At 41.2% G+C, this 13235-nt stretch carries 13 protein-coding genes and 1 pseudogene; 4 read left to right on the top strand and 10 right to left on the bottom strand.

Going from position 1 to position 13235, the window contains the following annotated elements; genetic code table 11:
* Nucleotides 1–26 precede the first annotated feature (26 nt).
* Entirely contained in the window at nucleotides 27–542 is a 516-nt protein-coding gene (locus IHV09_RS12295; RefSeq protein WP_197264636.1) for a MerR family transcriptional regulator, read from the bottom strand.
* Nucleotides 543–755: 213 nt separating this feature from the next.
* Here IHV09_RS12295 and IHV09_RS12300 point away from each other — a divergent pair, with 213 nt between their 5' ends.
* Nucleotides 756–896, top strand: a complete 141-nt coding sequence (locus IHV09_RS12300) for a hypothetical protein (protein WP_197264637.1) — start codon at nucleotides 756–758, stop codon at nucleotides 894–896.
* Between the two features lie 34 nt (nucleotides 897–930).
* On the opposite strand, the gene IHV09_RS12305 is transcribed toward IHV09_RS12300, so the two are convergent.
* Entirely contained in the window at nucleotides 931–1887 is a 957-nt protein-coding gene (locus tag IHV09_RS12305) for a DUF2515 family protein (protein ID WP_370568969.1), read from the bottom strand.
* Nucleotides 1888–2018: 131 nt separating this feature from the next.
* On the opposite strand from IHV09_RS12305, the gene IHV09_RS12310 reads away from it, so the two are divergent.
* From IHV09_RS12310 to IHV09_RS12320, 3 genes are all read left to right on the top strand, one after another.
* On the top strand, nucleotides 2019–2264 hold the full coding sequence (locus IHV09_RS12310) for a glutaredoxin family protein (protein WP_197130541.1): 246 nt from the start codon (nucleotides 2019–2021) through the stop codon (nucleotides 2262–2264).
* 69 nt (nucleotides 2265–2333) lie between these two features.
* Nucleotides 2334–2939 (top strand): Holliday junction resolvase RecU, encoded by a 606-nt coding sequence (gene recU / locus IHV09_RS12315; protein ID WP_197130545.1) that lies wholly within the window; start codon nucleotides 2334–2336, stop codon nucleotides 2937–2939.
* A gap of 76 nt (nucleotides 2940–3015) precedes the next feature.
* Nucleotides 3016–5649, top strand: a complete 2634-nt coding sequence (locus IHV09_RS12320; RefSeq protein ID WP_197130549.1) for a PBP1A family penicillin-binding protein — start codon at nucleotides 3016–3018, stop codon at nucleotides 5647–5649.
* A 45-nt stretch (nucleotides 5650–5694) separates the two neighbouring features.
* Here the strand turns inward: IHV09_RS12320 and IHV09_RS12325 are convergent, their stop codons facing one another.
* The 8 genes and pseudogenes from IHV09_RS12325 to IHV09_RS12355 all read right to left on the bottom strand — a co-directional run bounded on the left by IHV09_RS12325 (nucleotide 5695) and on the right by IHV09_RS12355 (nucleotide 13209).
* The gene (locus IHV09_RS12325; RefSeq protein WP_197264638.1) at nucleotides 5695–6957 is read right to left on the bottom strand and encodes a glycosyl hydrolase family 18 protein; all 1263 of its coding nucleotides are present in this window, start codon (nucleotides 6955–6957) and stop codon (nucleotides 5695–5697) included.
* Nucleotides 6958–7013: 56 nt separating this feature from the next.
* Complete coding sequence (locus IHV09_RS12330; protein WP_197264639.1) at nucleotides 7014–7355, bottom strand: YpoC family protein; 342 nt, start codon at nucleotides 7353–7355, stop codon at nucleotides 7014–7016.
* A 77-nt stretch (nucleotides 7356–7432) separates the two neighbouring features.
* Nucleotides 7433–7966, bottom strand: coding sequence for a peptidoglycan-binding domain-containing protein (locus IHV09_RS22430; RefSeq protein WP_370568981.1), 534 nt, complete (start codon nucleotides 7964–7966; stop codon nucleotides 7433–7435).
* 9 nt (nucleotides 7967–7975) lie between these two features.
* Nucleotides 7976–8476 (bottom strand): annotated as a pseudogene (locus IHV09_RS22435) (peptidoglycan recognition protein family protein); the annotation flags it as partial.
* A gap of 405 nt (nucleotides 8477–8881) precedes the next feature.
* The gene (gene nth / locus IHV09_RS12340; RefSeq protein ID WP_197264641.1) at nucleotides 8882–9556 is read right to left on the bottom strand and encodes an endonuclease III; all 675 of its coding nucleotides are present in this window, start codon (nucleotides 9554–9556) and stop codon (nucleotides 8882–8884) included.
* A 61-nt stretch (nucleotides 9557–9617) separates the two neighbouring features.
* Nucleotides 9618–10331: a DnaD domain-containing protein gene (locus tag IHV09_RS12345; RefSeq protein ID WP_197130564.1), complete on the bottom strand. Its 714-nt coding sequence runs from the start codon at nucleotides 10329–10331 to the stop codon at nucleotides 9618–9620.
* Nucleotides 10332–10655: 324 nt separating this feature from the next.
* Entirely contained in the window at nucleotides 10656–11948 is a 1293-nt protein-coding gene (gene asnS, locus IHV09_RS12350) for an asparagine--tRNA ligase (protein WP_197191562.1), read from the bottom strand.
* Nucleotides 11949–12024: 76 nt separating this feature from the next.
* Entirely contained in the window at nucleotides 12025–13209 is a 1185-nt protein-coding gene (locus tag IHV09_RS12355; protein ID WP_197264642.1) for a pyridoxal phosphate-dependent aminotransferase, read from the bottom strand.
* Nucleotides 13210–13235 lie beyond the last annotated feature (26 nt).

Here is a 13235-nt window from a genome sequence, read left to right on the forward strand (position 1 = left end):
GGAAATCAACTTCCCTCATATACATTCTATAGCGTAAACAAACTGACGAACCAGTTCTTCTTTGATTTTTCTTTTATATATAGTCGCTCTTCAGGATAATCCTGCTTTAGAAGTGCCACTTCTAAATCTTGCAGACGCGCTTCCATGTTCTCCATCTTTTTGATCAGTTCTTCAAGCTCTGTTGCATGCTGTAGCATCTGATAGGAAACGACTCCATCTGCTTTTTCTTCCACTTTCTTTTCCAGTGCCTCTATCGCTTTATTCAAACGATTGAATTTATCTTCAAACTGGGTTGGCAGTTCCATTGATTGCTCTGTTGAATGCATCGACTGAACTTGTATGTCACTCATCAAAAGTCCGTTGTCGAGTTGAGCTTTAATCTCTTTTAACTGATCGATGTCGTCTTGCTTAAATAGATAATGACCATGCTCATTCTTGTCACATTGTATGTTAAAATGTCTGACCCAACGCTGAACTGTTGTTGGATTCACCCCAAGTTCTTCAGAGACCGTTTTGGTTTTCATCAACACCATTTCCATCATGAATCCCTCCCCGTTTTCTTGTGAGTACTATTTTCTAGCATCCTCACTTCATCCCCTTCACACCTGACAAAACTAGTTTTCATTCGGCAAAGAAAGTGGAATACAACGGAATCATTACAATTTCGACACTCAATTTGTTGATTGTTTGTATATTCAGTCGCAACAACTCCAAAACTAAGAGCAGTTCAGGTGATTTAAAAAGGAGGTGCCAACATGAACCAAGACAGCAAACAGCAAAAACAGCAGGATCAGTACACGAACCAAGGAGAAACAGGTACTCAAAAAAGAGAGCAAAAGAACAGCACTGGCTATGGTGACAAAAAGCTGAACGGCCCTGATATCCCTAGCACATAAATCAGTAAAGACGGCTCAAAAAAGCCGTCTTCTTTTATGCATGCAAGATCCACTCTTTTAAGAGGATTCCTATTTTAAGCTGCCTTTGTTTTTGTTTGTACCAATCGGTTAACAAAATGGAATGCAGTGGTTTTACGGGTTCATAAAATTTTTCAGTGTTCATATTCTTTCGGTACCAATCTCCTGTGTTCGACCGGTTATGCTCGATGATCGGAAACGCAAGTCTTAAGAACGGAGTCTCTCTTTTTTTGTCGGGATAGATGTAGGTTTCAAAATCATGTCTAGATCCGGTGTGAGTGACTTTATCAGCAAAAGAAAGAATATCTTCACTCCACTTTGATTCAAACAAAATGGTGTATAGTTTTTTTCCTGTTTCAATCCTATTTTTCGTCTTTTTAAATCCATGGACGGATATTCCAATCACTTCCCCTTTCTCAACAGGAAAAAGCACGGTACTAAAATGCATAAAATCTTGAAAGAGAAAAGGTACCTTTGAAAAGATCCTCTTCTTATAGAACCCATCCTCTATAACTGGCTTTTCGATCACGTGTTGTTCATTAATGATTAAAGACGTACAAATTCGCTTCAAATCTTTCTCTTTCCAGAATTTTTCCCACTCATGAACCATAAATGTAGAAACACCAAAGTATTTGAGCAGATGAAAATATGGCTGACCCTGTTTCTTTGAGTACTCATAGATCAATAGCTGTGGATACGCATCCTGAAAGATCAGCCAGTTAGCCCGTTCATATGTTAGAAATAGATGCTTTCTAGTATCCCTAGACAACATTCTAGGCAACCAGTCCCCTTTTAAATCACACATGCTGTAACCTGCATTTCTCGAAACAAGACTTGCGAGCATCGCCCACCTTACTTCAGGGTTATGTTTAAAAAATGTGGCATAGCTTACGGTACGTGAAATATTGTCACGATTTTGTGAATTCGTACGTTTCAAAATGTGTTGAATGATATCGTCATTATGCTGTACCACGCTCTTCCTCCATGCTTTTTGTCCTATTTTCTATCGTTCGCTTTCGTGTTATAAAATATTTGTGTCATATAAGAAAAAAGAGTAAACTAATGGTTATGAAAGATGTATTTGGAAAAAGGAGGCATAGACCTTTGGCGAAGACAGTAATACTTTATACACAAGAAACGTGCCCTCCATGCTTTGCAGAAAAAGAGTGGCTAAAAGCAAACGAGATTCCTTTTGAAGAACGAGATATTCGTAAAAACGATGCCTATATGAAAGAAGTGATCGACCTCGGCGCTTCTGCAACTCCTGTTACCGTTATTGAAACGGAGGACGCAAAAGAAGTCGTCATGGGCTTTGTAGAAGAAGAACTTTCTCGACTACTAAAAAAGTAAACATCCAACGGCTATGTGTATCGTTTTTTTCATGCGCATAGCCATCTTTCGTTGTAAAGGAGATGAATCATGGGTACCTTTCATTATCCAAACGGTAAGAAAGTGACTTCTATCGTGAAAAAACAATCTTCATCTTCTATCAAAAAGGATATTTCGTACAGCAACAGAGGAATGTCGTTAGAAGATGATATTAATCAGAGCAACGAATATTATCTTTTAACCAATCAAGCGATCATCCATAAGAAACCTACTCCGGTTCAGATCGTAAATGTAGAATATCCAAAACGATCTGCCGCTGTCATTCGTGAAGCATACTTTAAACTCGCTTCCACGACAGATTACAATGGGGTGTATAAAGGAAGATACATTGACTTTGAGGCAAAAGAAACAAAGAATAAGACGAGCTTCCCACTAAAGAACTTTCATGAACATCAGTTACTTCATATGCAGCACATCTTAGATCATGGTGGGATCTCGTTCGTCATCCTTCGTTTCTCTGCAACAGATGAGAGCTATCTATTCGACAGTTCTCACTTGATCACGTTTTGGAACGAACAGAGAGAAGGCAGAAAATCCATTCCGAAGGGTGAAATCGAGGAAAAAGGACATTCTATAAATATCGGGTATCAACCTCGGCTCCATTATTTACAAGTGGTAGATTCTGTCTATTTCTAGTCGTTCATAAATTGTCAAATGTCGTCGAATAATTGAACGTGTTCATTTTTTATGAAGTTGAAAGGTTGGTAAAACAATGTCAAAAGATTACCGAAGCCGTATGGAACGCAGACAATCTAGTGATGGTTCCAAACCGGCAACTAAAACAAAAACTAAAAAACCTAGACGAGGACGTAACTGGAAGAAGACTCTGTTGATCCTTGCTCTTATATTAGGTGTTTTAGGACTGTTAACGATCGGCGTTATTGCCGCGACCTCTCCTAAATTAGATCCTAAGAAACTAGAAACACCAGTATCCTCTAAGATTATGGATATGAACGACAAGGAAGTTTCTCTTGTTGCAGGTGAAGAAAAACGAATTCGTGTAAAGATTAATGAAATTCCAGAACCTGTACAAAATGCTTTTATTGCAACAGAAGACGTACGTTTCCGTGAGCATAGCGGTATAGATGTACGTCGTATCGCTGGTGCCGCTTTCGCTAACGTTAGGGAAGGCTTTGGAGCAGAAGGTGCGAGTACGATTTCTCAGCAGGTTATTAAGAATACCGTTTTAACAAATGAAAAATCTCTTACTCGTAAGATTCGCGAAGCTTATCTTTCTGTTCAATTGGAACAGAAATATTCAAAAGATCAAATTCTTGAAATGTATTTAAATAAAATCTACTTTGGAAACAATGCTTATGGAATTGCAACAGCCGCAAAAGTATATTTCAACAAGGATGTTGATCAACTTGAAGTGCAAGAAGCAGCTCTCTTAGCTGGTCTGCCGAAAGCACCAAGTTATTATGATCCTACTAGAAACCCAAAAGAAGCAGAACATCGACGTAACGTTGTTTTGAACTTGATGGCTCAGCATAAGTTCATCTCAAAAGAAGAAGCAGAAAAAGCTAAAAGCATTTCTGTTAAAGACATGATCAAAGAAGGCGAAGTTAAGACTGAAACTCGACCTTATGACGCTTACATTAAACAGGTTATTGATGATCTCAAAGATATAGAAGGTCTTGAAGAAGCAGATATCTATTCATCTGGGCTTAAAATTTATACAAATTTAGATACGAAAGCTCAGCAAACCACTGAAGATGTATTAAAAGCGAAATTAAATGAAGAGCATGAATACCTACAGTCTGGAGTTGCTTTAGTTGATACGAAGACAGGATCAATTCGTGCTGTTGGAAGTGGACGTGGCGGTCAATTAAGTAATTATTTCTCTTCAAAAATTACGCGTCAGCCCGGTTCTACTATTAAACCTATCCTTGATTATGGTCCTGCGATTGAAAACAAACAATGGAACACAGGTTATATCTTGAAAGATGAACCAGTAGAACTAAAAGACATTACGATTAACAACTTTAACGACCGAAACGTTGGAGACATCTCAATGCGTCAAGCACTCGTTGAATCGAAGAACACCACTGCTGTTCAAGCATTCCAAGAGGTTGGCGCTGAAGAAGCAACAGATTTTGCAAATAAGTTAGGTTTTAATTTAGATCCAGATACAACTTATCCATCCTACGCAATCGGTGGATTCAACGGTGGTATTTCCCCTCTTACATTAGCTGGTGCTTATACATCGTTTGGTAACGGAGGGATCTACTCAAAACCAACTACGGTACGTAAAGTTGAATTCCCTGATGGACGTGTAGTTGAAGTTGATTCAGAACCAAAAGCAGCAATGAAAGATTATACAGCTTATATGATCACAGATATGCTAAAAGATGTTATGGACAGAGGTACTGGTCGTGAAGCGAACGTAAGTGGACTTAACTTAGCGGGTAAGACAGGTACAACAAACTATTCTAAAGAAGATCGCGATAAGTACGGTCTTCCAGATGGCGCGACGAAAGATGCTTGGATGGCGGGCTATACGCCTACTTATACAGCAGCTGTTTGGACCGGTTATGCTGAGAACAAAGACAAAGAAGGTAACGGTCTCTATCTAAACGACAATGAAGCCGATTATTCTAAGCAGATCTTCCGTGATATCATGAGCGAGTTAGATCATAAGAACACCGACTTCAAGAAGCCGAAATCCGTAACGGAAGTCGCGATGGAAAAAGGAACAGGTAAACGCGCAAGTGAATTCACACCTGATTCTGAGAAGATCATCGAGCTTTTCGTTAAAGGATCTGACCTTCCTGGGATCAGTGATAGCTATGAAAAACCTTCTTCGATCGAAGGATTAGAAGCGAAATACAAAGAAGATAAAAACGAGATCGAAGTTAAATGGAAATATGGTAAGAAAAAAGGTGTAACGTTTAGAGTTCTCGCAAGCTATAACGATGGACCGATGCAGGAACGTGCAACGATCAACGATACGAAGTTCGTTGTTCCAGCACCTGCTCCTGGTAAATATTCGTTCCAAGTCATAGCGATCGACAGTGAGAACAACACAGAAAGTGATCCTGCAGGAACTTCGATTACGATAGAAGGCCCTGAAGGTGAAGAGCCACCACCTGGTGAGGGTGAAGGCGAAGAGCCTGGTACTCCTCCTGGAGAAGAGCCTGGAACTGAGCCGCCAACAGAAGGTGAACCTGGTACTCCTCCTGATCAAGGAGGCGGTGAAGGTGAACAACCGGGCACACCTCCAGGACAAGAGCCTGGAACTGAGCCACCTACAGAAGGTGAACCTGGTACAACCCCTACACCTCCTGGACAAGAGGGAAACAGACAACAAAACGGTGGAGGGCTCATCCCTCCTCTCAATCAATAAAGATTAAAAAAATCCGTCAGCTGATTTTAGCTGGCGGATTTTTTTCTATTTGATGTTATATCGATCGATCAAATAGTTCCAAAATACAGGATAACCAAACGAAAGGTTCCAAAAGCTTACTCCTGCAAAGCCGTATTGGTCGACCACATCAAACTTTGCTCTCATGCTTCGAAGATCTTCAAACCATACCACGTGCTCTTTTTTCTGTTTATCCCAATAACGGTAATATGGAGCTTCATCTTTTCTGGAGTATTTAATCGCAGCCTGCCGCTTTCCTGCAAGTTGTGTAGCTTGAACCGGATTCAATGCTTTTGCAAACTCACCACCCGGTTTATACGGTAACGTCCAGTCATAGCCGTACAGATTGATGCCCATCAGGATTTTCTTTGGATCGATCACACTCACTGCATAGTCGAGCACTTTTTTTACAGATGGAAGCGGACTGACGGCCATCGGCGGTCCCCCGCTATATCCCCACTCGTACGTCATCAAAATCACATAATCGACGATCTCACCGTGTGCTTTATAATCATGCGATTCGTACCATTCTCCTTCTTGTGTGCCTGAGATCTTTGGTGCTACCGCGGTCATGACAATGAAATTTTCTTGATGCATCTTTTCTGTGAGCGTTCTTAGGAACTGATTGTATGCTTCTTTGTTTTGTTTTCCTAAGAACTCAAAGTCCACCGAGATCCCTTCATACCCTTTTTGCTTCATGATTCGTAAGGATTCGTTTATCACTTTATCAGTAATCTCTTTTTTCGTTAAAATCGCTGTTCCGACTTCTTCACTAAACTCTCCGTCTTTTATGTTCGTGATCGCCATGATCGGGCGCACGTTTTTATTTTTAGCATCTTTTAAGAACTCAGTATCATTTAGTGGTTTGAATATGCCTTTCTCGTTCACTTCATAGCTAAAAAGCGTAATGTACGTCAGCGCTCTTGCGGCCGCATCAAAATTGGCTTGGGCTTTCGGATTAGGTTCTGCAAACGCGTTCGTGACGATCGTTTTCTTCGTACGCTGTGGAACGTTCAGTTGCGTTCCTGGCCGGAGGTTGCTATCTGTCACACCGGGATTTGCCTGCTGTAGCTGTGCGACAGATACACCGATCCTGTTTCCGATCTCCTCTAATGAATCACCAGGCTGAACGGTATACGTAAACGGTGTTGGAATAAAAAGTGTCTGTCCTACTGTTAGCACGTCTTTTTCTGCCAATCTGTTAACCGTAGCTAGCTCCTGCCACGGCAATTTATAGTACTGCGAAAGTCTCCAAAGAGAATCGCCCCGTTTCACCACATGAATCTGCATGATACCCCTCCTAAAAAACGTCTCATGTCATCATCATATGTCCAAGTGTCTTGTCCTTATGTACTGCGCTTTTTTAATATGACACTTTTCTTTTCCCACTCAGAAAATAACTCACTGAGTTGTATGTACGATTGATAGTGATCCGGCTGATCTTCAATGAACGTAAGCCGCTCGATCGCATTCACAGGTATGTGCTTGAATTCCTTTAAATCGTTTTTGTAATTCATCAAATCATCAGGCTGCACGCCATTTCCCATATAGATCGTTTTCAAAAGCTGTTGTAAGAAGTATTTCATTGGTTCTTTTGCTTGTTGTTTGTTACGATTCTTAAAGTGTAACGCAATTTCTTTTGATTTCTCTTTCCACTCTATAAAAATGTTTTCTATTTTCTCATTCATTTAGAACGCCTCCGCTTTTTATCCAAAAAAAAGAGCTTATCAAAAGATAATCTCTTATCTAAAGTTATTGTACCTCTTTAAAAGAGTGTATTCCAAGTGGCTTGTCCGACGATTCCATCTACAGCTAAACCTTTTCTTTTTTGATAAGCTTTTACTGCAGATTCCGTTTGTGAGCCAAAGATGCCATCCGCCGTAACATTTAATGCACGTTGTATTCGGCTTACATTGCTTGAGTCAGTTGAACCTCTTTTGATGACATAGCCCGGATACGGTACAACAGCGCTTCCGTTAGAACTTCCAGGCTTTGGTTTTGTCGGCTGTGATGGTTTTGCTGGCTGCTTTAACACAGCATCTAACTTATTTAACGTGTTCGGTCCAGCGATTCCATCAACTGCTAGTTTGTATTTTCTTTGGAAAGCTCTCACGGCGTTTTCTGTATTTGGACCATATATCCCATCTGCTACAAGCGAGTAACCCGCTCGTTTTAGTTTGTTCTGCAGATCTCTAACTCTTTGACCAGTGTCACCACTTCTTAAAATACTAGTGTTAGCTCCTGGTATTGGTTTTGGAGTAGGTTTTGGTGCTGGTGTTGGGATTGCTTGATTGGATATAGAATTCTCTACATCTTTTAGGAACTGGTCATATGTGATTCCATAACGATTTAAAGCATTATCTGGATCTGTTCTTCGCCCTGGATCTAATTGTTTGTGGCTTGCGATTTTTTCTTGTGGTCTCCAGTTATATCTTTTGCAAAGGTAACCCCAGAACCAGACGTAACGTTTATACGCTTCTTGAAAATTGATCCCGCCTCCCCAGCAGAGTTCCACACCGATCGCTGCATCATTCGATTCTCGACCAAAACGCAGGTTGTCCAATCGTGTTCCATATTGAACATGATACGCTTTTTCATCGAGCGGTATGATCACAAGGATCTCTTTATCATCTATAAAAACATGTGCGCTCGCACTCGGTTGTTGGTTGTTAAAATAGTTTCGGTTGTTTCGGGCGGAAGTCCCTGGGTTTCCCGTATCGTGAGCGACTCCGAAGAATGGCCCGTCAAGCTTCGTACCCGGTCTTGCATTACCTAACTTAATATAGTCATATGTGATTGAATATGACACAAAAACATCACTCCTTTCTATATGGTATGTAGAAAGAAAGTGATTGCTTGTACATAGGGGGTTTTTGTGCAGATTTTCAGACGATTTGTTAGTATTTGAGGGTTTGTTCGGCTGTTTAGACCTTGTGAAATGAATTTGATGTTGTTTTTGAAGCTTTCTTTAGCATACCCGCAATGGTATATGTAAGATGGATTTAGGAAATTTCTTCAATAATCCATGAAATTTCGTACATAATTCGGCGAGTTGGGACGATAATTCGGCGAGTTTTAATCATATATCAGCGGGTCGACAAATCATGACAACCTCACCTCACTAAAGTACCCCCTATGAGTGCCGTCCATCACTACCTACCAGATTCAAATACAAAGAAAAAACCGTAACTCCACTGGCGGTTACGGTTTTAAGCTATCTTTTTTGTGTCAGCTTCTTCTTCTCTTTTTGGTTCATCCGCTTCTTACCTTCTCGGCAGATGGAGAGGAGTGGACACTCTGGGCAGTTTGGATTTTGTGCTTTGCAGTGATATCTTCCAAAAAAGATCAAACGGTGATGAGTTGCCCCCCAAAGCGATTTTGGAATCTTCTTCATCAATGTTTCTTCTACCTGCAGAACAGAGTCTTTCCATTTACAGATGCCTAGCCTCTTAGAAACCCGTTCAACGTGCGTATCAACAGCAATAGCAGGAACGCCATATGCTACAGACACTACCACGTTTGCTGTTTTTCGCCCTACCCCCGGCAGCTTCGTCAGTTCATCTCGATCTTTCGGGATCTCTCCTCCGTATTCGTTCAAAACGAGTTCACTCAACTTTTGAATGTTCTTCGCCTTGTTTCGGTATAGACCGATCGATCGGATATCATCCTGCAGCTCTTCTATTGTTACGTCCAAATAATCTTGCGGTGTTTTATATTTTTCAAAAAGCTTCGGTGTGACTTTATTAACGAGCGCATCTGTACATTGAGCAGACAGCAGCACCGCGATCGTAAGCTCGAATGGGTTCGAGTGATGAAGTTCGCAATGAGCGTCCGGAAACATATCCTCGATCTGCTCTAAGCAAAATTGAATCTGTGCTTTGTTTAACACGTGTACGTTACCTCCTGTTATAAAAAAGAAAGACCTTAGAATAATAAGGCCTTTTCATGTATTACGATTCCAGCCAGTTGTATTGGGGTCGTTTGATACCTGTATCGTTTCTCGGTTGCTCTTGTTTTCCTGTTCTTTGCAGCTGTCTCACTCTGAATTTTTCACCGTACGTTTTTGCAGCTTCAGGACTGTTAATGCCGTTCTTCTTCCATTCGAATAAAATACGATCAATATATCGGAAGTTCAGCTTTCCAGATAAAACGGACTCTTTTAATGCAGAGAGAATTAATTCTGGAGACTGTTGATCCTCATCCATCCAAATTTTTAGCGTTTCAAGCTCCATTGGAGATAAAGGACGACCAAACTCTTTTTCAAAACGAACAAACACGTTCTGTTCCTGATGCTCCTTATGTACCTCTTTTTGGACCTGCTCTTCTTCTTTTAAACTTTGAAGAAGTCTGTTCCAAAGCGGCTGAAGCGTATAAGCCTCAAAGTAGACGCCTTTTTCTTTATCTTCGAACTGATCCATGCCGAGCACGCCTCTGCCGATCAACGACCGCAGCATAGCAGACACTTCATCACTTGAAGCTGACATCCGTTCAGATAGCTCAACAGGAGTCGGAAAGTAGTTTCCTGATTCTATAAAAACATGAAGCTGTATAAACAACATGCATTCGTTATCGGATAGGCCGATCTTTTTGTACGTTTTGATTAACATATTAGGGATGCTGACCGATCCTTCAGCCATCCATCGTTCAAATAAATTACCGTTCATCACTAAAACACCTCTTGCTACATTATAGCATATAAAACTCGCTTTTTTATTTTCGCTGTACTGGTGAATGTTGAGAAAAAAAGTAGTTTTGGACGTGATGAGCTAAGGCTAGGGGCTTGTCGAAATTTGCAGAACCGCCTTTATTTTCTTTTTTTGACTTAATTGGTTCTGATTTTGACTTAATTTTTTCATTTTAGACTTAATCGCGTCGGAAAACGACTTAATTCTTCCTCAAAACGACTTAATTGCACGTTTCCCACACTTAGAACACCACTTAAAACAATAAAAAAATCTCCCCGCATAACAGGGAGATTTTAAAATTTATTAAGGATATAGACGGTTCAATAGACGTGGGAATGGAATTGTTTCACGAACGTGCTCCGCTCCAGAGATCCAAGCTACTGTACGCTCTAATCCAAGACCGAATCCTGAATGAGGAACGCTTCCGTATTTTCTAAGTTCTAAGTACCATTTGTAAGCATCGTCTGTTAATCCGTGCTCTTCATAACGCTGTTCCATAAGGGCAAGGTCGTCGATACGTTGACTTCCACCGATGATCTCTCCGTATCCTTCTGGAGCGATTAAGTCTGCACAAAGTACAACATCATCGCGGTTAGGATCTGGCTTCATGTAGAACGCTTTGATGTCTTTCGGATAGTTTGTGATGAAAACTGGTTTATCGAAGCTTTCCGCGATCGCTGTTTCGTGCGGCGCACCGAAGTCATCTCCCCAGTCGATATCGTCAAACCCTTTTTCTTTTAGCATCTTGATTGCATCGTCATAAGAAACGCGAGGGAAAGGCGCTTTTACGTTCTCTAGTTTAGAGATGTCACGTCCAAGTGTCTTCAGCTCGTTTTCACAGCGTGAGATCACAGATTGAACGATGTGTGAGATGAACTGCTCTTGAATCTCAAGAGATTCTTCGTGTTCCACAAATGCCATCTCAGGCTCGATCATCCAGAACTCGATCAAGTGACGACGAGTCTTTGATTTTTCTGCACGGAACGTAGGACCGAACGAGTATACTTTTCCAAGTGCCATCGCTGCTGCTTCCATGTAGAGTTGTCCACTTTGAGAAAGATACGCATCTTCTTCAAAATACTTCGTATGGAACAATGAAGTTGTTCCTTCTGCAGAGCTTCCTGTAAGAATTGGAGGATCTACTTTTGCAAAGTCGTTGTTGTAGAAGAACTCGTTCACCGCATGAATGATCTCGTTACGGATCTTTAAGATCGCGTGCTGACGCTTAGAACGGATCCAAAGGTGACGGTGGTCCATCAAGAATTCTGTTCCGTGTTCTTTCGGTGTGATCGGATAGTCTACCGCTTGATGAAGCACTTCAACATCTGTTACTTCAAGTTCTACTCCTAGAGCTGAACGCTCGTCCTCTTTAACTGTACCCGTTACGTAAAGACTAGATTCTTGCGTAAGTCCTTTTGCTTTTGCAAAGATCTCATCACCAACTTCACTCTTTACGACAACCCCTTGTACGAATCCAGATCCATCGCGAAGCTGTAAGAAAGCGATCTTACCTGAAGAACGCTTATTAGAGAGCCAAGCACCGATCTTTACGGTCTCGCCTACGTGTTCACTAAGCTTTTTAATCGTTGTTTTCACTACATGTACCTCCACTGTACGTTATCAAATATCTACCAAAAAAAATTATGAAGGAGAACTTTCTAAAAATCAATCATTACTTGCGTTTTGAGTTGATAAAACGTTCGATGCGATCCAACGCTTCCATGATCGTATCAAGGCTCGTTGCATAAGAAAGTCTCACGTTATCAGGAGCTCCAAATCCTGAACCTGGAACTAACGCCACTTTTTCTTCTTCTAAAAGAGCTTCTACCCACTCATCAACAGAGTTAAATCCTGTCATACTTACCGCTTCCGTTGCGTTCGGGAACAGATAGAACGCACCGTTCGGTTTTACACATGTGATGCCAGGAATCGTGATCAGACGGTCGTACACTTTGTTCATACGCTCTTCAAACGCTTGACGCATCTCTTCAACCGGTTCTTGTGTACCGTTATAAGCTGCAAGTGCGCCGTGCTGAGATGTTGTTGTCGGATTTGATGTACTATGGCTGTCTAGGTTCGTCATCGCTTTGATGATCTTAGCGTCACCTGCTGCAAATCCAATTCTCCAGCCTGTCATCGCATGAGATTTAGAGAGACCGTTGATGATGATCGTCTGTTTCTTCAGTTCAGGTGAAAGCTCAGCGATCGACGTGTGCTTCACTCCGCCATAAACTAACTTTTCATAGATCTCATCAGAAACGATCAACACATCATGCTCTAGACAAACTTCTCCGATCGCACGCAGTTCGTCAGCCGAATAAAGAGATCCAGTCGGATTGCTTGGTGAGTTTAGAATCAGTGCCTTCGTTTGTTTCGTGATGACATTTGTTAAGTCTTCTGCTGTGATCTTGAAGCCATTCTCTTCTTTTCCTTCTAAGTAAACAGGTGTACCGTCTGCTAGTTTCACTTGCTCAGGATAGCTCACCCAATACGGAATCGGGATGATCACTTCGTCTCCTTCATCAAGGATCGCTTGGAACAGAGAATACAACGAATGTTTCGCTCCTGTACTAACGATGATCTCAGACGTTTCATACGTTAAACCTTGATCTTGCTTCAGCTTGTTCACGATTGCTTTTTTCAGTGATAAAAGGCCGCCGGAAGCCGTATATTTTGTATGTCCTTCTTTCATAGACTCATAAGCCGCTTCTATAATATGTATCGGTGTATTAAAATCAGGTTCACCTGCACCTAGTGCGATTACATCGTGCCCTTCTGCCTTTAATTGGTTTGCTTTTGCTGTGATTGCTAGAGTTGTTGAAGGAGTTAATGCCTCCACACGTTTTGCAAGCTTCATACTACTAAATCCCTCCACTTTTTTTC

The organism is Fictibacillus sp. 23RED33, assembly GCF_015903925.1.
GTDB classification, from domain to species: domain Bacteria; phylum Bacillota; class Bacilli; order Bacillales; family Fictibacillaceae; genus Fictibacillus; species Fictibacillus phosphorivorans.

What these genes read in the sequence shown, in the direction of transcription:
- IHV09_RS12330 (WP_197264639.1), bottom strand. Translation starts at nt 7,355, where the DNA reads ATGAATGAGAAAATAGAAAACATTTTTATAGAGTGGAAAGAGAAATCA.
- IHV09_RS12325 (WP_197264638.1), bottom strand. Translation starts at nt 6,957, where the DNA reads ATGCAGATTCATGTGGTGAAACGGGGCGATTCTCTTTGGAGACTTTCG.
- recU (WP_197130545.1), top strand. Translation starts at nt 2,334, where the DNA reads ATGGGTACCTTTCATTATCCAAACGGTAAGAAAGTGACTTCTATCGTG.
- IHV09_RS12320 (WP_197130549.1), top strand. Translation starts at nt 3,016, where the DNA reads ATGTCAAAAGATTACCGAAGCCGTATGGAACGCAGACAATCTAGTGAT.
- IHV09_RS12345 (WP_197130564.1), bottom strand. Translation starts at nt 10,331, where the DNA reads ATGAACGGTAATTTATTTGAACGATGGATGGCTGAAGGATCGGTCAGC.
- IHV09_RS12300 (WP_197264637.1), top strand. Translation starts at nt 756, where the DNA reads ATGAACCAAGACAGCAAACAGCAAAAACAGCAGGATCAGTACACGAAC.
- IHV09_RS12355 (WP_197264642.1), bottom strand. Translation starts at nt 13,209, where the DNA reads ATGAAGCTTGCAAAACGTGTGGAGGCATTAACTCCTTCAACAACTCTA.
- IHV09_RS12295 (WP_197264636.1), bottom strand. Translation starts at nt 542, where the DNA reads ATGATGGAAATGGTGTTGATGAAAACCAAAACGGTCTCTGAAGAACTT.